Source organism: Nocardioides sp., assembly GCF_030149505.1.
GTDB lineage: Bacteria > Actinomycetota > Actinomycetes > Propionibacteriales > Nocardioidaceae > Nocardioides.
Genome location: NZ_JASBRN010000087.1, coordinates 16970 through 36770, shown reverse-complemented (window position 1 = coordinate 36770; position 19801 = coordinate 16970). Strand labels below are relative to the sequence as shown.

Genomic DNA, 19801 nt, shown 5'->3' with positions numbered 1-19801 from the left:
AATCACTTCTGATGCTCGGCTTGAGCTGAGCATCAGAAGTGATTCGGACTACCCCGGCTACAGGCTCCGCATCCCCTCCGCGGTCAGCGCCCAGACCCCCGGCTGCGGGGCGACGAGGAGGCCGTCGTCGGCGAGCTCCTTGCGGGCCCAGCGGGCGGCGGTGCGCCAGCGGACCTCGCCGGTCGGGCCGGTCTCGTGGTCGCCGGGCTTCAGCACCTCGGCGAGCCGCTCCTCGAGCGCCGCCAGCACGAGGTCGGCCTCCTGCTCGCCACCGGCCTCCTGCAGCACCTCGACGATGACGGGCTTGAACTCCGCCTTGTCCGTACGCCGTCGCGGGGCCGTCCTGACCGGCGCGGGAGCCGACGCGGACCCGGCCGTGGTGCGGCTCGCCGAGCCGCTCGCGCTGGCGGTCCGCCGCCGCACCGGCGAGGCCTTCGGCGGCGCCTTCACCGGCTCGGGGGCCGGCGGCCGCCCGTGGATGCACGTGGAGAACGGGAGGTCGCAGTGCTCGCAGTAGTCCTCGGCCACGGGTGCGAGACTACGTCGCCCCGCGACCCCGCGGCACCCGGGTCGTCGGGCTCACCAGCGGCTGTGGACCTGCTCACGCAGCCGGCGGTCGTAGAGCTCCTGCACACCGCTCATCAGCGCGGGCGAGAGCGGGGGCAGCGAGCCTGCCGCGGCGTTGGCCCGCGCCTGCTCGGGGTTGCGGGCGCCCGGGATCACCGAGGTCACGCCGTCGGCCTGGGCGCACCAGGCCAGTGCCACCTGGGCGGGGGTCGCGCCCTCGGGACCGTGCTCGCGCACGAGGGCGGAGAACTCCCGGGCCGCCTCGACTCCGGTGCGGTAGTCGACCCCGGAGAAGGTCTCGCCGACGTCGAAGGCGCTCCCGTCGCGGTTGTAGTGGCGGTGGTCGTCCTCGGCGAACGAGGTGTCCTCGTCGTACCTCCCGCTCAGTAGGCCCGACGCCAGCGGCACCCGGGCGAGGATGCCGACCCCGGCGGCCCGGGCCGCGGGCAGCACCTGCTCGAGTGGCTTGAGCCGGAAGGCGTTGAGGATGATCTGCACGCTGGCGCAGCCGGGGCGGGCGATCGCGGCCAGCGCCTGGTCGCAGGTCTCGACCGAGACGCCGTAGGCGGCGATCGCCCCGTCGGCGACCAGGGTGTCGAGGGCCTCCCAGGTGGCGTCGTCGGTGATCGTGTCCGAGGGCGGGCAGTGCAGCTGCACCAGGTCGAGCGTGTCGACGCCGAGGTTGCGCCGCGAACGGTCGGTCCACTCGCGGAAGTGCTCGAGCCGATAGTTCTCGGGCACCTGGTCCACGCGCCGGCCCATCTTGGTGGCCACGGTCAGGCCGTGTCCGGCACCCCGGTCGCGGAGGAAGGAGCCGATCAGCTGCTCGCTGCGGCCGTCGCCGTACACGTCGGCGGTGTCCAGCAGCGTCACCCCGGAGTCGACGGCCGCCTCCAGGACGGCACGGGCGTCGGACTCGCTCACCTCGCCCCAGTCGGCTCCGAGCTGCCAGGTGCCGAGGCCGATGGCGGAGACGGTGCGGCCGGTGCTTCCGAGGGTGCGCTGGCCCGTGCCCGAGTCGTGTGCTGCCATGCGGGCGACGCTACCGACGGCGCAGCAGCACCAGCACCTCGTGGTGGGTGGTCTGGGGGAACATGTCCAGCACCCGCACCCGCTCCACGACGTAGGACGGCATCGCGGCGAGGTCGCGGGCCAGCGACCCGCTGTGGCAGCTGGAGTAGAGCAGGTGCGGCACGTCGGAGCCCTCCACCCAGCCGCTGAGATCGGGCCCGAGACCGCGGCGGGGCGGGTTCACGACGAGCAGGTCGGGGCGCGCCTGCTGGGCCTGCGCCCAGGCGACGGCGTCGCCGGCGACGAAGGCGGCGTCCAGGTCGGCCAGGCGGGCCGCGCGTTGGGCACCGCGCACCGCCTCCTCGCTGATCTCGACGCCGGTGACCGCGCGACCCTCCCCGGCCAGGTGCAGCGCGAACCCGCCGATCCCGCTGTAGAGGTCCCACACCTCGCCGGGCCCCAGGTCGAACACCCAACGCCGGGCGGTGGCGTAGAGCTCGGTCGCCACGAGCGTGTTGGTCTGGAAGAACGACTGCGGCCGCAGCTGCAGCACCACCGCCTCCGCACCCGGCACCCCGAGCCGCATCGGCAGGGTCTCCTGGCTGGTCAGCACCAGCTCCTCCGGCCCCTCGAGCACCGCCTTGTGCTCGGGCTGGATGTTGGCCGACGCCACCGCGACCGGCAACGCGTCGAGCAGCGCGGGCAGGTGCTTGCGCAGCCGGGGCAGCGCCTCGGTCGAGCGCAGCACCCACCGCACCATCAGCTGCCCGTCCGGGGACACGGTCACCACCAGGTGCTTGAGCTCACCCCGCCGCGCGGGCACGTCGTACGGCGTCAGGCCGGCCTGCCGGACGTGGTCGGCCAGCACCGGCAGGGCTGCGTGCAGGCCGGGCTCGTGGAGGCCGCAGTGCCGCAGGTCGACACCCTCACCGAGGGGACCCAGGATGCCCAGCGTCGGCTCCTCGACGCTGCCGGCGACCACCATCTTGGCCTTGTTGCGGAAGCCCTGCTCGAGGCTGGCGGCCGGGTCCTCCCACACCGCGTGCGCCAGGGCGGCACCGTCACCGACGGCCTCGAGGGCCCCGCGGGTGACGGCGGTCTTGCGGGCCAGCTGCTCGGTGTACGGGTCGCCCATCCACGTGCACGAGCGGCACGCGCCCGACTCGAAGTACCCGCACCTCACGGGACCATCATCGCCGCCGCGGCCCTCCGGTCGCGCTCGCGGGTGGTCCGCGGCCGCACGACTCGGCGTAGCGTCGCGACCATGCAGATCCTGGGACTCCTGTTCATCGGCATGGTCATCGGCGTGCTCGCGCGTCTCCTCAAGCCCGGCCGCCAGGCCCTGGGCATCCTCGGGACACTCGGCCTGGGTGTCGTGGGCGCGCTGATCGGCGGAGTGCTGGCGAGCATCATCGGCACCGGTGACATCTGGGAGCTGGACTTCCTCGGCTTCGTCTTCGCCGTCATCGCGGCCGTGCTGCTGGTCGGGACGGCCGAGGCGGTCGTGGGCAAGAAGAAGGTCTGACCCCCGAGTCGGCTCACGCTCCGAAGAGCGCCCTCACGTCGTCCGCGGTGACCGCACCCGAGAGTGCCCCGTCGCCGTCGACGACCTGCTGGAACAGCGCTGCCTTGCGCGCCTTCAGCTCCATCACCTTCTCCTCGATGGTGTCGGTGGCGACCAGCCGGTAGACGTGCACCGGTCGCTGCTGGCCGATCCGGTGGGCGCGGTCGACGGCCTGCGCCTCGACCGCGGGGTTCCACCAGGGATCGAGGACGAACACGTAGTCGGCCTCGGTCAGGGTCAGCCCCACCCCACCTGCCTTGAGGCTGATGAGGAAGACCGGGGCGTCGCCGGTGCGGAACTCCTCCAGCACCGCGGCCCGGTCGCGGGTGCTGCCGTCGAGGTAGGTCGAGGCGATGCCCTCGGCGTCCAGGCGCGCACGGACCCTCGTGAGGAAGCTGGTGAACTGGCTGAACACCAGCGCCCGGTGTCCCTCGGCGGCCAGCTCGTGGAGGTGGTCGACGAGCACGTCGGTCTTGGCCGAGCCCACCCCCTCGTGCGCGGTGTCGACCAGGGCCGGGTCGAGGCTGAGCTGGCGCAGCCGGGTCAGCGCGCCGAAGATCGCGATCCGGTTGCGCTCGAAGTCCTCGACCAGTCCCAGCACCTCCTGCCGTTCGCGCTGGAGGTGAGCGTCGTAGACCTTGCGGTGCTTGATCTCCAGCGCCACCTCGAGCACCTGCTCCTGCTTGGGCGGCAGGTCGGCGGCGACCAGCTCTTTGGTGCGGCGCAGCAGGAAGGGCCGGATGCGGCGACGGAAGCGGGCCAGGGCGTCGGTGTCGCCGCGCCTCTCGACCGGGTTCACCACCTGCTCCACGAACGCCCGCGGCCACGGGTAGAGACCCGGCGTCACGATCGAGAGCAGCGACCACAGCTCCATCAGCCGGTTCTCGAACGGGGTGCCGGTCAACCCGAGCCGGAACGGCACGTCGAGGGAGCGCACCGCCTTGTAGGTCTTGCCCTGGTGGTTCTTGACCTGGTGCGCCTCGTCCAGCACCAGCCCGCCCCACTCGAGCGCCGCGTAGGCCTCGGCCTCCAGCCGCAGCAGCGTGTACGACGTCACCAGCACGTCGACGCCCTCCGCCTCCTCCGCGATCGTGGTCCCGCGCTTGCGGGCCGTGCCGGTCACCGCGCGCACCCGCAGCCCGGGCGCGTGGCGGGCCGCCTCGGAGACCCAGCCCGGGACCACGCTGGTCGGCGCCACGACGAGGAACCGGCCGGACCCCCGGGCGGTCGCGTGGCTGACCAGCGCCAGGGTCTGCAGCGTCTTGCCCAGCCCCATGTCGTCGGCGAGCACACCGCCCAGGCCGCTCTCCCACAGGAAGGCCAGCCAGCGGAAGCCGTCGAGCTGGTAGGGCCGCAGCGCGGAGGTCAGCCCGGTCGGCTCGAGCTGTGGGAGCTCGGTGAGGTCACGCAGCGCCCGTGCCGAGCGCACCCACCGCTCGGCCTGACGGTCCACGATCCCGAGCTCGGCCAGCTCCCCCCAGCTCCCGAGGTCGTGGCGGGAGACGCGGAGGTGGCCGTCCTCCTTCGGGCTCGGGACGATCTCCCCCGCGGCTCGCACCGTCTCGGCCAGCCGGGTCAGGGCCGGGTGGTCGGTGCGCACGTAGCGGCCGCTGGGCAGGAACACCACCTCGTGCTCGAGGGTCAGGGCCTCGAGGACCGCGGCCAGCGGCACCTGCTCGTCGTCGACCTCGATCACCACCTCGAGGTCGAGCCAGTCGGTGGGTCCCTCCGCGTCCTGCTCGTCGGTGTCGCTGGCTCGCTCGACCACCTCGAACCGGATCTGCGGATCCTCGACCGCCTCGCGGTAGTCCGGCCGCTCCCCGTGCTCCTCCACCAGCACCGCGTCGTCGGCCTCCAGGCCGGGCAGCACCTGGTGGACGAAGGTCAGCACGTCGCCGCGGCCCAGCAGCACGTCGCCCAGCAGCGGCGAGCCGTGCCCGGCGCGACGCAGCAGGCGGTGCCGGTGCTCGTCGAGGTCGAGCCCTGCCAGGACCGCCCGCTCGGCAGCCGGGTCGCGCAGGCCGTCGAGGGTGTCCTCGGCGTGCAGTCCGCACTCGCGGGTGCGACCGGCCGCCGCGTAGCGCCAGTGCCAGGACAGGCCGACCCGGTCGGCGGCGCGCCAGGTGACCCCGAGGACGAGCCGCGGCACGGGGACCTCCGGCAGGACCACGGACTCGTCGCTGGAGACGACCGGCGCGCGGCGCCGCAGCCGCGGGAGGTACGCCGAGCGGAACCGCTCACGGTCCGCCGCAGGCACCCGCACCGGCTCGGGCTGGTCGGCGAGGCGGCGTACGGGGTAGGTGGGGCGGTGGGACAGGGGTGCGAGCCGGGCCGTCCAGCGACCGCGACCCTCCTCGGCCGGCTCGACCAGCAGCACCCCGTGGCCGGGCTCGCCGTAGACCCGCAGGCGGCTGCCGGGCCCGCGCTCGCGGCCGCGCACCACCACCTCGACCAGGGTCTCCTCCCCGGCGTCGCGCACGTCGAGGTCGAGCGCGACCTCCTCGTCGAGGACGAGGGAGTGCAGCGGCGCGACCGGCACGATCACGAGACCGGACTCGCGCACCCGGCGCAGCAGCGGCCACAGCGCCGAGCCGAGGTCGGCCACGTCGAGACCGTCCCCGGCGCGGGCGTAGTGGGCGCTCATGCTGCGCAGGTCGCGCAGCTCGTGCAGCACCCCGACCTGCTCGGCGTCGAAGCGACCGGAGAAGCGCAGCGACGGGACGTCGTTCCAGGTGGCGCCGGTCTTGACCCAGTTGTCCCGGGCTCCACGGCGCAGCGGGCGCAGCAGCACCGTCGGGGGCAGGACGTAGCCCCGCCCCGGACCCACCGGGTCGGGGGCCCGCAGCTCGACCTGCAGGGCCAGCGGTGACGGCTCCCCGACATCGGAGCCCCGCGGGTCGGCCAGGGCCCCGTCGAGCAGCTGGCCCCAGCTCGGGGGCGGTGGCGCGGCGGGCGGGGACGGGCGCCACGCGGGCAACGGGTCCGGCACCCGGGCGAGCGGAGGCCGGCCCGGCACCGCCCGGTCCTCGCGGGCGTCGCGGGCACCGCGCGCGGTGAGCAGGACGGCTACCACGTGCTTGCAGTTCCACCCCACCGGGCACGAGCACTCACCGTCGACCCGGGGCCGGCTCGCCGAGCCGTGCAGCGTGATCCCGACGACGTAGTCGTGCGTGCCGACGACCTGCCCGTCGAGGTGCAGCAGGTCGCCGTCCTCCTCGAGGCCGACGTCGTGGACCCGGCCGGCAGCGGCGTACTCCCGCCCGCGGCTCCAGCTCCCCCCGTGGAACTCGCGCGCCAGGACGGCGTCGTCGAGCAGGGCGAGGGTGGCGAGGTCCATGGGCGTCCCGGGGTCCTGGGTGGTCGGGCAGGTGCGTCCGGAGCAGTCTGCCTGCTCGGACCCCCCTCCGCGTCCTCCCCTCCACAGCACGGCCTCCGGCGTCCCGGCGGTCGCGCCAGGGCCCGCCAGTCGTCCACCGGCCCACCGTCGAGCAGTTGTCCACAGGCCGCCGCCGACCCGGTGGCGGCCGGCCCGACCTGCGCGCAGACTGCTCCGCATCGTCGCCCACACATCTCGGGAGGTGTCGACCCATGACGGAGCTGCGCATCGGAGCCGACCTGGAGAGCCAGGTCGCCGCACGCCACCACGCCGCCGCAGAGGAGCTGTCCGCGCTCCCCGGCTTCCCTGCGCTCGGTCCGGGACCGGGCACGCTGGCCATGCTGAAGATCTTCGCCGCGGTGCTCCAGTGCTCCGACGGGCTGGCCGCGACCAACGCGCTGACCGCCGACGCGGTGCGCCAGGTCGCGCACGCGGTGCGGGAGACCGACGTGGAGGTCGGGCGTCGACTCGAGCGCGTCCTCCCCGACCTGGGTCCGGTGGTCCCGTGAGCTTCTCGCTGACGAGCGCCGGTTCCCCCAACGTCCCCCGCGCCGCCGAGGGCTGGCTGCGCTCGACCGGCGTGGACGCGCTCGATGCGTGCGCTGACGAGGTCGTCGCCGCGCGCGACCGGGCCGTCTCGCAGCTCGTGGGGTCGAGCGGTCTGGCCTACTCCCTCCACGTCGGGCAGCTGCTGCACCACCTGGAGGAGCTGCGGTCCCGGTTCGTGCGCGCCGCCGACCTCTTCGGCTCGTACGCCGATCGGCTGGCCGCCCACGAGACGCTGCTCGCCGGCGTGCGCGCCCGCGCGCTCGCCGCCGGCCTGGAGGTCGCCGGCGACCTCGTGCTCCCGCCGCAGGATCCGTTCGACCTGGTCGCCGGGAAGACCTGGTCGGACCTGGCCGGCCTCGTCGGCGACGAGCAGCACGACCTGCTCGCCTGGGTGTCGGCCCACCTCGAAGCCGCGGTGGAGTCGTTCGCGGACGAGTCGCTCCTGGACTACGTCCGCGGCTTCGTCGAGAGCTACCACTCGACGCTGATCAGCGCCGGCGGCGAGGGCGTGCTGACCAAGGCGGGACGGCTGGCCACCCGGTACGCCGACGACCTGACGCGGCTCGGCCGGTTGCCGGGTCCGATCGGCCTGACCTACGACGCGGTCACGGCCCTCGAGGGCGACAGCCCGGCCGAGGGCCTGTTCGTGGCTGGCGCGGGATTCGTCGCCGCGACGGTCGCGGTGGCGACCCTTCCCGTGACGGCCACGACCGCCACGGTCGCCGGCGTGACGGTGCTCGCCACCGTGGGCGGGTCGCTCGCGGCACAAATGGCCTGGGACCGGATGCCCGACGAAGCCACAGACGTCCTCGACGAGGCGGCGAAGGATGCGTGGGACGCCACCGCCGACGTCGGTGTCGAGATCCTGTGGGACAAGGTCCCAGAGCCGATGCAGGACACCGCCGACGAGATCGTCGCCGACGTCGTGGACGGCGCACAGGACCTCATCTCCGCCGGGTTCGACGAGGTCCGCACGTGGGGCTGAGGCTCGCGCCCGACGTGTGCCAGCGCGCCAGCGTAAGGAGCGTGCTGGGCCCTCGACATCCGCACCGTGCCCGAGGACACCGTCGCCGCACCCACGCGACGGGCGGCTCGACCCGCTCCACCGACCGGCCGACGGGAGTGACGCGCACGGCCGTGGGTACCGGACACCCATGACCACCGACGAGACCAGCGGTCCGGGCACGGACCACCAGGGCCAGGGCCAGGGCCAGGAGCACGACGAGCGGCGCGACCACGAGCGGGCCGCGAGTCGCGCCGACTCGGTCCCGGAGGAGTCGGCCGCGGGCGCCGACGACCCCGAGCGCCAGGCCGAGGCCGTCCTGGCCGAGTCCGACGAGCGGGTCGAGGACCCCGCCGGGACCCAGGCGGACAGCACCCAGACCCCGGGCACCTGATCCCCTCCTGATCCGCTGCCGGTGCGGGATCAGCCCGCGTCGGACTCGAACAGGTCGGGTTCGTCCCCGATCAGCAAGCTCTGGACCGTCGGCCGGGGAGCCACCCGTCGTCGGGCCCGCCGCCGGGCGTCGGCGGCCCGGTCGGGCTCGTCGACGATCCAGCGCAGGCCCGCGCGGAGCGCGTCGAGGAGACCGTCCAGGTCGTCGGTGAGGACCGCCAGCCGGCCCTGGCGCAGCCCGACCAGGCGGCGTACGAGGGCGCCGCGGTCGTGGCCGAAGACGGCTGCCACCACGCGCGGCTGGACCGGCCCGTCGACCATCAGCTCGGCCACGACGGCGAGCTGCTCGTCGAGCTCGACCTCGGCCTGGCTCGACGCAGGAGCCTCGGCCGGCTCGTCCTCCAGGAAACGCCGCCCGCCCATGAGCACCGCCGCCTCGACCGCGACGTCGTCGATCTCCACCGCGAGCCGGGCGAGCCAGGCCACGAGGTGCTGGGGCACGAACGGCATGGCGCACAGCTCGTGGTGGACCACCAGCCGGTCACCGGACAGCCGCACGGCCAACCACGGCAGCCGTCCGCTGACCAGGTCGAGCGCGGCGAGGCCGCCGTCGGGCAGCGTGCCGTCGACGACGAGCACGGAGAACAGGTGGACCGCTGGTCGCTCCTCGTCGACGTGGACGTAGGCGACGGACGCCTCGCCGCAGGTCCAGAGCAGGTCGCCGTCCTCGTCGTCCTCGGCCTCCTCCCCCAGGGCCGCCACGGTCTCGCGGACCAGCCGCGCCAGGTGCTCGGCGTCGTCGGGCCGCACCACCGGCAGCGCGTCGACGGCCGCACGACGCGCCTGATCCGATCGCGGTCGCGGCGGCAGGGGCTTGCGGGCCCGCAGTCCGTCGAGGTCCAGCGCACTGGAGTCGAGGAAGGCCGGGTGGACGACGCCGTGCACGTCGCGCAGGGTCCGCACCAGCAGCCAGGCGCCCCGCTCGAGGTCCTCGACGGAGAGGTCGAGGTGCCACAGCGACGAGCCGGTGCCGGCCTCCTGGCCGGGGAGGTACGTCGGCGGCGACCAGCCCAGGGAGCGCAGGGTCTCCTCGGCGTCGGCGTCGAGGTGGTGCGCCGCGTCGAGGTAGGCGTTGCTCGCGGCCTCGAGACGCCACCCCCCGTCCGAGCCGCGGCACGCCATGACGTAGGGGCCCGGACCGCCCTCGGTCACCGCGACCTGGGCGGAGACCACGAGGGTCTCGCAGGGCCCCATCTCGACCAGGTGGTCGGCCAGCCTGCGCCGCAGCTCACGCCACGCATCCTCGACGCCCCGCACCCCTGAGTCCTCGACACCCACCGCACACCCCCGCCACGACCGGCGCCCGGACCGGCCGCCTGCTGCCACGGTAGGGACGACCACCGACACTCCGGGCGCACGCCGTGAGGGCTGTCCAGACCGCTGGCCACGAGGGACGGTCAGGACTCAGCGCCGCCGCAGCTCCTCGATGATCTGCTCGGCCGGCACGTCGAAGGCCGTCGCCGGGACCACCGCTCCCTTGGTGGCGCCGCCCCGCAGGTCGATCTCCACCCCGGCCGGGTGCCGCGGGTGGACGAGCCCACCACGGACGTCGCGGCGGCGGTAGGTGACGTCGGTGCGGTAGCCGCGGTAGCGCACGGTCTCCGGTCCGATCTCCAGGCGCCACCGGTGCAGACGTCCGGTGAGCAGCCGCACGAGGTCGGGGAGCATGCCGATGGCACCGATGACCGCCAGCAGGGTCGCTCCGGGGGCCTCGATCTCGCGGAAGTCCGTGACGGCCACGACCACCCAGATGCCGATCACGGCGGACGCTGCGGCCCACGCCACCAACAGCGAGACCACCGTCAACCGAGGGCCCACCAGCACGCGGGTCCCGTCGGGCAGGGTCGGGAGCTCCCGTGGCCGACGAGGGCGGGCGAGCGCGGAGAAGGCGGCGACCAGGAGTGCCCCGGCGAAGACCGCCAGGCCCCACGAGGCCACACCCATCGGCCCGGTGGCGACGAGACCGGCCACGAGGAAGACGACCAGCGCCACCGAGAGCAGGGTGAGGCACACCGCGGTGTACCACCGAGGGATCAGCCGTACCGGCACCTGCTCGATGCTCACCACGGGGTCACCGAGTCCCAGGCGTCCCCGATGGCGTCACCGGCACTGTCCCAGGCATCGCCGACCGAGTCGGTGATGTCGTCCCAGTTGTCGTAGATCTCGCCCACCCCGTAGGACAGGCCCGCAGCCAGCAGTCCGCCGCCGATGACGACGAGCGTGACCGGGGCCGTGATGGTGCCCGCCGCGACCAGCCCGGCCACCGCGAGGCCCGTGGCGATGCTGGTGCCGGTGGTGAGCGCGGCCCGGGTCCAGTCGCCGGTCTCCATGCCGTCGCGGATGCCGAAGCCGATGTCGATGAGGATGCCGCCGGGGCCGGCAAGGAGGCGACCGAGGCGGCCGAACCGGCCGGCGTTGTCGAGGAGGTCGTCCAGTGTCGCGCGACCGGCAGGCGTGTCGGCCTGGCCCTGCACAGCGGGGTTCCCGGCCACCCGGCTGCGGCGGCGGAACTCCCGGGCCGCCGCCCGGTAGTCCTCGGCCCGCTGCAGCAGCCGGTTGCCGAGGACTCCGGCGCCGGCCCCCGCGGCGAAGTTCGGGAAGAGGTCGACCATCGTGCCGAAGAGCGTGGCGCTGCCGTCCTTCTCCCGGGCGTCGGTCACGTCTCCCGGCATCTCGGCGTCGACCCACTCGGTGAACCGGCGGTACTCGTCGGCTGCCTCGGTGACCAGGGCGTTCCACAGCTCGATGCGCGTCACCGCCTGCTGCGCGGTCCGCTCGGCGTCCGAACCGGGCTCGAAGGGGCCCATCGGCGCCGGGGCGGGCGGGTGGATGATCGTCCCGTCGACGACCAGCCCGCCGGCGCTGGCACGGGAGCGGATGCCGGTCATCGCCGTCTCGAGCCCGCGCAGCCTGGCGGCGTAGTCCTCCAGCGCGCCGGCCGCCCGCTTGACCCGCGCCTCGTGCTTGTCGGCCATGTCGACGACCTCGTGGGTCATCGCCTGGTACGACGAGGCGCTCTCGCCCTCCCAGGACCCGCGAGCGGTGTTGCGGGCCGACTGCGTGTGGTCGGCGGCGTCGGCGACCTTGGTCGCGAGGGTGTCGCGCAGCCAGGTCGCGGCCGCGGTCACCGCCGTCGGGTCGCCCTGCACCTCGGTGTCGATCACGGGACGAGCGCCTTCATCTCGTCGAACTGCGCCCCGACCTCGTCGTCGGTGAGGCCGAGGCTGTCTGCAACGTCGCGCACCAGCCGGGCGACCCCGACGTTGATCACCGCGATCTCCCCGGCGGTCTCGCTGACCGCGGCGATGATCTCGTGGACGTACGCCGCCCCGTAGCCCGCGTCCACGCTCGCCGGCGCACTGCCGGCGGCGTCGTCGATGGCCTCGGCAGCGGCGTCGTGCTTCGCGGCGACCGACTCGGCGGTGCCCGGGTCCAGTCGCAGCGTCATCGCGCCTCCGCCCGCTGCCGCATCGCCTGCGCCGCCTCCGGCCCGGGCCGGAAGGACTCCGGCACCGCCACGTCGAGGAGCTTGAGGTCGAAGTGCTTGGACTCCTTGATGGTGCCGATGCGTCGGCTCTCGAAGAGCAGCCACGGCTGGTGCTCGCCCCAGGCGTCGATGAACCGGTCGAGGGCGGTGTAGGCCAGGAGCGCGACCCGGCCGTCCTGGAGCTTGATCATCTTGATGTCGCTCACCTGGCCGTCGGCGTCGGTGTCCACGGGCAGGTAGACCACCGGCGGTGCCGACAGGGAGCCGGTGCCGACCTGCTCCAGCGGCTCGGTCGCCTCGCTGACCCCGGCCCGCTGCCCGGCGCCCCTCCCGGACTGGTTCATGTCGCTCACGATCGAGGACCGTACCCCGCGCGCGGCTCCGGCAATCCCGGTCGCGGGACCGCGCCGACGGGCGCCACGCGCGACCTGGTCGACGACCTCGCGCAGACCCTCCTCGGGCAGGACCTCCAGTGCTTCCATGCCCGCCCGGTGCCCGCGCGCGCCGGCGGCACACCCACCGCCTCGGGTGGGGCGGGCCGCCTCAGTCCGCTGCGGCCCGCGCGGCCTGCCCGGCCCGGCGCCGTACGACGTCCCGCAGCCGCCGTCGGGTGCGCCGGCCCTCCGGGATCGCCCGCGTCATCCAGACGTGGAACATCGCGGTGACCTCGTGGACCTGCACGAGCACGTCGGCCCGGTCGGCCCGCTCCCCGAGCTCGTCGACGGCCGGGCGCAGGATGTCGCGATCCCCGATGAACACGTCGACCGCCGGCAGCCCCTCCAGGTCGAGGTGCACCGGGCTCACCCGCGGGTCGGCGACGTCGAGGTGGCCGGCCCAGGAGCGGCCGGCGGCCCGCAGGCCGGACTCGGCGAGCATCGGGTCGCTGGCCTCCAGCCGCCGGACCTCCTCGGCCCGCACGGTCAGGGTCGCGTCCAGCCACGGGGACAGGGCGACCACGCCGGCCAGGGGGCGACCGCGGTCGTGGGCGAGCCTGGCCAGCACGAGCACGAGAGCACCGCCGGCGGAGTCGCCCATGAGGAGCGTCGGCAGCTCCGGCGACTCGTCGAGCAGGTCGAGGAGACGGGCCTGCACCTCGGAGGCGTGCGCGCCGGGCGCGAGCGGGTACGCCGGGACCAGCACCTCTGCCGGCGTACGAGCCAGGGAGCGCAGGAGCCGCCAGTAGTCCGGGGTCAGCGGGTGCACGTAGCCGCCGCCGTGGAGGTAGACCACCCGCGCCACGGGCGCTCGGCCCCGGGGGTGCAGCCGCCACACGGTCATCCCCCCGTGATCCTCGGTGACCACGCGCGAGTGCAGCCGGGTCCACCGGCCCGGTGGTGCGTCCCCCTGCCGCTGCCGCTCACGAGCAGCGCGGAGCGTGTGCTCGGCGCCCTCGAAGGCGGTCTTGTCGCGGCGCGCCCACATGCCTTTCATGTAGAGCACGGTCCAGGGGTGGCGGCGCCGGCGGTCGACGTCCCAGGTCAGCATGAGCAGCCCTCCGTCCGAGTGCGGGGTCTGCTCCGACGGTAGGCCCGCGCGTCCACCCGCCGGGGTGGCGCGGCTGCTCGGGTGGTCCCGGCCGGCGGGGTCCGGTGGAGGTCCTCAGCAGCGGCGCTGGACCCGCCGGACCCCCTCGCCGAGCTCGATCCGCTCGGTCCCGCGGGGGCCGGCGAGCAGCACGACCGCAGGCCCGTCGGAGGTGATCTGCAGGGTTCCGCAGGTCCACTGCGCGCGGGCCAGGTCGACGGTGACCCGGGAGACGTTGGTCAGCCCGAGGGTCAGCACGTCGGAGATCGGGAGTGCCGCGCCGGGTCGCCAGGTGGTCTCCTGCAGCAGCGCCGGCAACGGCGACACCACCGGGGTCGGCCCCGAGGTCACGACCTCCACATCGGTGCCGGGCAGCGCCTCGGAGACCGCCTGGACCCGCGCCAGCGAGCCGGGTGAGGAGTCGCGGGCGGCGAGACCGCGCAGCCAGTACGCCGTGGTCGCGCCGATCCCGAGGGCGGGCCGGGTCAGGTGCGGTCGCCAGGTGTAGTCGACCTGGCGCGGGTCGCGCTCGACCGTGGGGCGGCCCAGGCCGTCCAGGACGGTGGCGAAGCGGTCCTGGGTGGCGAAGACCAGGTGGTCCTCGGCGGGGTAGCGGACGAAGCGGTGCCGGAGCCCGAGGGCGGAGAAGCGGGCGACCTGCTGCTCGACGGAGGGGAACGGGACGAGCTGGTCCAGGAGACCCTGCCCGATCCGGAACGGCAGGTGCAGGGCGTTGCCGACCAGGTCGTAGGCGGTGCCGTCGGTGGTGCAGCGGCCACCGAAGGCCGGGTTGACGATCTGGTCGCCGTCGAGGGAGATCCCGCACTGCGGCGGGCCGGCGAGGGAGACGACCTCGGCGTACAGGTCGGGGTGCGCCAGGCCGAGGTGGTAGCCGGCCCAGCCGCCCATGGAGTAGCCGGTCATCACGGTGCGGCGCGGGTCGAGGGTGAACCCGTCGGCCAGGGCTCGCCAGACCTGCCAGTAGTCGACCTCGGCCTCGTCGAAGTACCAGCCGTCCGGTCCGCGGCCGAGCGTGCCGGCGCAGATCGAGTCGCGGTCCTCGCAGAGGGTCTGCAGCAGCTGCGGGTCGTAGGCGCCGTACTGGTTGTGGTTGACGCTCAGCGAGTGCAGCGTCCAGGTGAGCGGGGTCGCCTCTCCGCGACGGTACGAGGTGGGGACGTAGACGGAGTAGGGCTGGACCGGGGACAGGACGTTGGGCATGCCGTCGCCGGTGACCTCGGTGGGGTCGTTGGGGAGCACGCCCTCGCCGAGGTCGAGGCGGGAGAGGTACCACCGGTTGCTGTAGCCGCGGACCAGCGGCTCGCCCGTGCGCCGCTTCGTGGCGAGGTCGCGCCACCGCACGACGTGGCTGAAGGGCGAGGCGTCGCCGGTGGCGAGCGCGTCGGCCTGGGCGTCCTCCATCCAGAAGTTGCCGGTGACGTAGCGCGCCAGGCCGTCGGCGCCGAGCTGCCCGGTCACCGGGTTGCCGGCCGCGAGCGCCTCCATGGCCGCCACCAACCCGGCGGTCTGGCTGTCGCGGACGACCGGCGTCTCCTGGTCGGGGGTGCGGAAGGCGAGGTTGAACACGTGCGGCAGGCCGGGCGGCAGCGGCGCGCCCCCTGTCATCGTCGGCGCGGCCATGGCCTCGCCGGTGGCGTCGGCGAGGCCGGTGGCGAGGCGGACCCGCCAGGAGCCCTTCGTCGGGAGGAGTCGCTGCGGGACCCGCACCACGAAGGACTGCGACCGCTCGTCGACGGTGAGCCGGCCGCCGCGGTCGGTGACGTCGACGACCTCGCCGGTGCGCAGGTCGTGCAGCCACGCGCCGCGGCTGGAGACGACCAGCGCGCGCTCGAGCCCGGGCGAGGTGACGCCCGCCGCAGCCGGCCACTCCGCGACCCCGGTGCTGACGTCGCGGTCGGTGTCGAGGGCCCAGACCGCGATCGGCACGTCGGGGTCTGCGAGCGTGGTCCAGTCGACCCGCCAGTACGTCGCCCGGCGATCTGCCCCGGTGGCCGCGACGAACACGTCGGCCGCGTTGCCCGCCGCCTCGGCAGGCTGCGCGTAGACGCCCTGCTCGGGCGCGAGCAGGGCGACGTTGTCCAGGCTCAGCCCGCTCGGCACCGCCGCGCCATGGGCGTCGTAGACGAAGTCGGTCCAGTACGACGCACCGCCGTGCAGCCGCCCGGTCCCCGAGGTCCGGCTGATCCGCTGCGCGAAGGGCCAGCCCTGCGGAGACAGCAGCTGCGGCTCGGCCCGCGTCGCGGCGGCCGGCACGCCGTCGGGCAGGTCGCCCGGGACCCGCTCCTCGCTGGTCGGGCCGACCGCCTGCGCCGGCGCGGACAGCGCCCCGGTGGCGCCCAGGACGAGGGCGGTCGAGCAGGCGAGGGTGGCGAGACGTCGTGCGAGCACGGGAGTCCAACGCCGGGACGAGACAACGGTTACTCCCCTGAGCAGGTCGTCCCGCTGGTCGGGCAACCCGCCGCAACGCCGGTCGCGGTGCGAGGAGCGCCAGCGACGAGCCACGGGACCCGGCGGCCGGCGACGACCTCAGACCGAGGCGGACTCCTGGGCCACGGCGGCACGCTCGGCCTTCTCGCGACCCCAGGCCTTGAAGGCGACCTGGGCGACGAGGACCAGCCAGCCGATCATGAGCGCGAGGTCGACACCGAAGGGCAGGTCGGTGAGGGCCGCGACCACGGTGATGCTGTTGACCAGGATGATCAGCCCCCCGACCATCACGCCCATCGGGGCGTGCGGCAGCCGGCCGGCGAGGCGGGCGGCGATCGGGGCGACGATGACGCCACCGATGACCAGGCCGAGCACGGGGATCCAGGGGATGTCCTGGTGGGCGGCGCCGGTGATGAAGCCCAGCGAGACCGAGACGGCGACGGCGAACTCCGCCGCGTTGGTGGTGCCGACGACCTTGCGCGGCTCGTGCGAGGTGACGGTCATGAGGCTCGGGGTGACGACCGGGCCCCAGCCGCCACCGCCGGTGGCGTCGACGAAGCCGCCGAGCAGGCCGATCGGGCTGAGCCACTTCGCGGTGTGGCCGCTCTTGGGCGTCGGGATGATTCGCAGGCCGAAGCCGAAGCGCACGAGGATCACGAGGCCGAAGAAGAGCAGCAGCCCGGCCATACCGGACTTGGCGGCCTCGAGGCTGATCGAGGTGAGGACGACGGCGCCGAGGAAGCCGCCGATCGCGCCGGGGATGGCGACGCGCAGGAAGACGGCCTTGTCGACGTTGCCGACCCGCCAGTGCGAGAGGCCCGAGATGAGCGTCGTCGGCAGCTTGGCGGCGTGGGTCGCCGCGCTGGCGGTCGCCGGGGCGACACCGAGGGCGAGCAGGACGGTGGCCGAGGTGACGCCGAAGCCCATCCCGAGCGTGCCGTCGACGAGCTGGGCCAGGCCTCCGGCCAGTGCGAACGCTGCGACCAACCACATGGTGCGACTCCTCAAAGCCATCTGTCACGATTGAGTCGTCAAACTAACCTAAGTTAGTCGTCTTTAGAAAGTTGGCTAGACATCCGCGCGTCGCTGCGCGGAAGTCGGCGCCGCACCGCGCCCGTCGGCCCCCCGGCCCGGGCGCAGGTTCAGTGCACGAGCTTGAGCCCGGCCACGCAGCCGATCAGGCCGAGCAGGAGCAGGACCTTGACCGCGGTCACCTGCTCCTCCCCCGCGACCATGCCGAAGAGCACGCTCCCGGTGGCGCCGATGCCGACCCACACGGCGTACGACGTGCCGACCGGCAGGGAGCGCATGGCGTACGCGAGCCCGGCCATGCTCACCGTCAGTGCGCCTGCGAAGACCACCGACGGACCGAGCCGGGTGAAACCGTCGGACCTGCCGAGGGCCACCGCCCACACGGCCTCGAACAGACCCGAGACGACCAGCACCAACCACGCCATAACGGACTCCTCCGTGGCCGTCTTGTCGCTGTCCGGGTACGGCTCCCTCGTCCGGTGGGCTCGCTGGGCCCACACGTGACGCTACCTGCGTGCGCCCCGGACCTGCAGGACGTGGCCAGATCGACCGCGCTGCGCGGGCGGCACGGCGCACCCGCCCGCCACGAGCAGCAGGACGCGTCCGGATCGTAGGCTCGCGAGGACGACCGAGACGGTCGGCGAGGGCCAGCCAGGGAGGGGTGGACGAGGTGGGCGAGGCCGCGACCACACCGAGCGCGGTGCTCACCGGAGGTCACGGCACCCTCGACCGTGCCGGGCTGGCCGAGCTGCTGCGCACCGCGGGGGTGCAGCACGTCGTCGACGTACGCCGCTTCCCCGGGAGCCGTCGCAACCCGGACGTGTCGCGCGACGCGATGGGCGCCTGGCTGCCGACCGAGGGGATCGCCTACACGTGGGAGGAGCGACTCGGCGGCCGGCGACGTGTCCCCGCCGACCAGGCCGGGGCCGACGACTGGTGGCGGGTCGAGTCCTTTCGCGCCTACGCCGCCCACACCCGAACCGAGGAGTTCCGCGACGGACTCGCCGCGCTGCGCGAGGTCGCGGCTCGCAGCAGGACGCTGGTGATGTGCAGCGAGTCGGTGTGGTGGCGCTGTCACCGTCGCCTGGTCGCCGACGCTCTCGTGCTGCTGCACGACGTCTCGGTCGAGCACCTCGCCCACGACGGTCGGCGTACACCGCACGAGCCATCGGCGGGAGCACGGGTCGCGCCGGACGGCCTGCGCTACCAGGCTACGGCTGCTGGTGGATGAGCGGTCCGCCGGCGACGGACTGCCGAGCTCCGTCTGCGGCGGCTCCTGCCACACTCTTGGCCCATGAGCCTGCTCCGTGAGCGCACCGGCGGCGTCGAGGTCCTGCGGCTGGACCGCCCCGAGAAGCGCAACGCCCTGGACACGGCCACGATCCGCGCGTTGGTCGACGCCCTCACGTCCGTCCGGGAGGATGACGAGGTGCGCGTGGTCGTCCTCTCGACCACCTCGACGGCCGGCCTGTGCGCGGGCGCCGACGTCGGCGAGCAGCTCGACGACGCCGGCGGCGTCGCCCGGATGGAGGCCTTCGCCGCGCTCTACGAAGCCGTCGAGCTCGTCCACGTCCCGACGATCGCCGTCTGCGTCGGCAGCTGTGTCGGCGCCGGCGCCGAGATCGCCGCCGGGTGCGACCTGCGCGTCGCCGGTGACAACCTCAAGCTGGCCTGGGCCGGCGCCCGCCTCGGCGTCCCCGTCGGCCCCGCCCGGCTGACCCAGCTCGTCGGCCTCTCCCGCGCCAAGGAGCTCGTCTACACCGGGCGTCCGATCGGCGGCGAGGAGGCCGTCGCCCTCGGACTCGCCACCCGGGTCGTGCCCGCCGACGAGGCCGAGGCCGCCGCACTCGAGCTCGCCCGCGCCCTGTGTGCCCAGTCGGGGCCTGGACTGCGGACGCTCAAGACGATGTTCCGCGACCTCGAGGGCACCACTGCCCGGATCGCGCACGAGAACGAGCTGCTCGTCGACTTCCAGCGGCACGGGGCGGGGCTGCCGCAGGGCCGCTGAACCCTCCGAGCCGGAGTATCGCGCCGTCACGAGTGATCCATCAGCACTTGCGGCGCGTGAGACTTAGCGCCAGGTACGCCTCACTTGGGGAAAGCTCGCCCTGATGTGGAGGCTGGTCGCCGACGCCCGTTGCGCGCTGGCGCCGAGCTCGAAACCAAGTTTCCGCAGGCTGGCACCCAGTCCGCTGTCGACCGAGAAAGACCGATTGCTGCGGATGTTTATCACGACCTCACGTGCACCGTTGTCCAGGACACTGCTGACCGCCGCGGCAAAGCCGGGCTCATCAGGCCACCTCAGGGGCCTCGGGTCTCTGGGCCCACTGCCAGCTCCCTCGTGCCTGAAGTCGAAGCCGCTGTTCTCCACGCGTTGCTGCGACAGCTCCGGTCCTTGACCTCGCACCCGCGCGACGAGGCCACGTCGAGCCGAGACCTCGCGAAACGTCTCGCACGTGATCGTGGCAGCACCGAGCGTGTTCATGATCCGGATGGCCTCGTTGTACCGGTCCCTCAACGACCAGTCGTCATACTCCGCAAAAGGCACCAGGAAGGGCCCCGCTTCGCTCTGTCGCCTGATGTAGACGAGGGCGGGGCGGATGACGCCATCCGTCGACCGCGCTCCAGACGCTGCTGACATGGGCTCTTGATGAAGCTCGGCCCGTCCTCGGAGCTCGATCGGATTGTCCTCGTAAAAGGCAACCAGCTGGGTCAAGAACACTCCCGGTAACGCTCGACAACTCGGCATGACGGTTCGCATGACCGTAGCCACCTACGAACAGCGAT

Annotated in this window: 19 protein-coding genes and 1 riboswitch; of the genes, 6 read left to right on the top strand and 13 right to left on the bottom strand. The window is 73.8% G+C overall.

What is annotated here, in order from left to right; genetic code table 11:
* Nucleotides 1-57: 57 nt before the first annotated feature.
* From Q1V71_RS19790 to Q1V71_RS19780, 3 genes are read right to left on the bottom strand one after another with little or no spacing between them, the layout of a single operon-like run.
* A complete protein-coding gene (locus Q1V71_RS19790; protein WP_300646170.1) occupies nt 58-528 on the bottom strand; it encodes a winged helix-turn-helix domain-containing protein in 471 nt (156 codons plus the stop codon).
* 51 nt (nt 529-579) lie between these two features.
* Nucleotides 580-1599: an aldo/keto reductase gene (locus Q1V71_RS19785; protein WP_300646169.1), complete on the bottom strand. Its 1020-nt coding sequence runs from the start codon at nt 1597-1599 to the stop codon at nt 580-582.
* A gap of 10 nt (nt 1600-1609) precedes the next feature.
* Entirely contained in the window at nt 1610-2761 is a 1152-nt protein-coding gene (locus Q1V71_RS19780; protein ID WP_300646168.1) for a methyltransferase domain-containing protein, read from the bottom strand.
* An 81-nt stretch (nt 2762-2842) separates the two neighbouring features.
* On the opposite strand from Q1V71_RS19780, the gene Q1V71_RS19775 reads away from it, so the two are divergent.
* On the top strand, nt 2843-3103 hold the full coding sequence (locus tag Q1V71_RS19775; protein ID WP_300646167.1) for a hypothetical protein: 261 nt from the start codon (nt 2843-2845) through the stop codon (nt 3101-3103).
* Between the two features lie 13 nt (nt 3104-3116).
* Here the strand turns inward: Q1V71_RS19775 and Q1V71_RS19770 are convergent, their stop codons facing one another.
* Nucleotides 3117-6479 carry a DEAD/DEAH box helicase gene (locus tag Q1V71_RS19770; RefSeq protein WP_300646166.1) on the bottom strand — a complete coding sequence of 1121 codons (3363 nt, stop codon included), beginning with the start codon at nt 6477-6479 and terminating at the stop codon, nt 3117-3119.
* Nucleotides 6480-6730: 251 nt separating this feature from the next.
* On the opposite strand from Q1V71_RS19770, the gene Q1V71_RS19765 reads away from it, so the two are divergent.
* The 3 genes from Q1V71_RS19765 to Q1V71_RS19755 all read left to right on the top strand — a co-directional run bounded on the left by Q1V71_RS19765 (nt 6731) and on the right by Q1V71_RS19755 (nt 8464).
* Nucleotides 6731-7027: a hypothetical protein gene (locus Q1V71_RS19765; RefSeq protein ID WP_300646164.1), complete on the top strand. Its 297-nt coding sequence runs from the start codon at nt 6731-6733 to the stop codon at nt 7025-7027.
* Nucleotides 7024-8052 (top strand): hypothetical protein, encoded by a 1029-nt coding sequence (locus Q1V71_RS19760; protein ID WP_300646163.1) that lies wholly within the window; start codon nt 7024-7026, stop codon nt 8050-8052. The genes Q1V71_RS19765 and Q1V71_RS19760 overlap by 4 nt, the downstream gene beginning before the upstream one ends.
* Before the next feature lie 169 nt (nt 8053-8221).
* Entirely contained in the window at nt 8222-8464 is a 243-nt protein-coding gene (locus Q1V71_RS19755; RefSeq protein WP_300646161.1) for a hypothetical protein, read from the top strand.
* A gap of 29 nt (nt 8465-8493) precedes the next feature.
* Here Q1V71_RS19755 and Q1V71_RS19750 read toward each other — a convergent pair whose 3' ends face one another.
* From Q1V71_RS19750 to Q1V71_RS19710, 9 genes are all read right to left on the bottom strand, one after another.
* Nucleotides 8494-9780 (bottom strand): hypothetical protein, encoded by a 1287-nt coding sequence (locus Q1V71_RS19750; RefSeq protein WP_300646160.1) that lies wholly within the window; start codon nt 9778-9780, stop codon nt 8494-8496.
* A 147-nt stretch (nt 9781-9927) separates the two neighbouring features.
* The gene (locus tag Q1V71_RS19745; protein ID WP_300646157.1) at nt 9928-10587 is read right to left on the bottom strand and encodes a hypothetical protein; all 660 of its coding nucleotides are present in this window, start codon (nt 10585-10587) and stop codon (nt 9928-9930) included.
* Nucleotides 10584-11687 (bottom strand): hypothetical protein, encoded by a 1104-nt coding sequence (locus tag Q1V71_RS19740; protein WP_300646155.1) that lies wholly within the window; start codon nt 11685-11687, stop codon nt 10584-10586. The genes Q1V71_RS19745 and Q1V71_RS19740 overlap by 4 nt, the downstream gene beginning before the upstream one ends.
* Nucleotides 11684-11971, bottom strand: coding sequence for a hypothetical protein (locus Q1V71_RS19735; RefSeq protein WP_300646152.1), 288 nt, complete (start codon nt 11969-11971; stop codon nt 11684-11686). The genes Q1V71_RS19740 and Q1V71_RS19735 overlap by 4 nt, the downstream gene beginning before the upstream one ends.
* The gene (locus tag Q1V71_RS19730; RefSeq protein ID WP_300646150.1) at nt 11968-12492 is read right to left on the bottom strand and encodes an SAV_915 family protein; all 525 of its coding nucleotides are present in this window, start codon (nt 12490-12492) and stop codon (nt 11968-11970) included. The genes Q1V71_RS19735 and Q1V71_RS19730 overlap by 4 nt, the downstream gene beginning before the upstream one ends.
* Nucleotides 12493-12553: 61 nt before the next feature.
* Nucleotides 12554-13495 (bottom strand): alpha/beta hydrolase fold domain-containing protein, encoded by a 942-nt coding sequence (locus Q1V71_RS19725; RefSeq protein WP_300646148.1) that lies wholly within the window; start codon nt 13493-13495, stop codon nt 12554-12556.
* A gap of 114 nt (nt 13496-13609) precedes the next feature.
* Nucleotides 13610-15943 carry a hypothetical protein gene (locus tag Q1V71_RS19720; protein WP_300646146.1) on the bottom strand — a complete coding sequence of 778 codons (2334 nt, stop codon included), beginning with the start codon at nt 15941-15943 and terminating at the stop codon, nt 13610-13612.
* Nucleotides 15944-16081: 138 nt separating this feature from the next.
* On the bottom strand, nt 16082-16975 hold the full coding sequence (locus tag Q1V71_RS19715) for a sulfite exporter TauE/SafE family protein (RefSeq protein WP_300646144.1): 894 nt from the start codon (nt 16973-16975) through the stop codon (nt 16082-16084).
* Between the two features lie 149 nt (nt 16976-17124).
* Nucleotides 17125-17439 carry a multidrug efflux SMR transporter gene (locus Q1V71_RS19710; protein ID WP_300646142.1) on the bottom strand — a complete coding sequence of 105 codons (315 nt, stop codon included), beginning with the start codon at nt 17437-17439 and terminating at the stop codon, nt 17125-17127.
* 12 nt (nt 17440-17451) lie between these two features.
* Nucleotides 17452-17514, bottom strand: a riboswitch (guanidine-III (ykkC-III) riboswitch).
* A gap of 161 nt (nt 17515-17675) precedes the next feature.
* Between Q1V71_RS19710 and Q1V71_RS19705 the strand changes: the two genes are divergently transcribed.
* Both Q1V71_RS19705 and Q1V71_RS19700 read left to right on the top strand, forming a co-directional pair.
* On the top strand, nt 17676-18245 hold the full coding sequence (locus Q1V71_RS19705; RefSeq protein ID WP_300646140.1) for a DUF488 family protein: 570 nt from the start codon (nt 17676-17678) through the stop codon (nt 18243-18245).
* A gap of 63 nt (nt 18246-18308) precedes the next feature.
* Complete coding sequence (locus tag Q1V71_RS19700; protein ID WP_300646138.1) at nt 18309-19022, top strand: enoyl-CoA hydratase/isomerase family protein; 714 nt, start codon at nt 18309-18311, stop codon at nt 19020-19022.
* Nucleotides 19023-19801 lie beyond the last annotated feature (779 nt).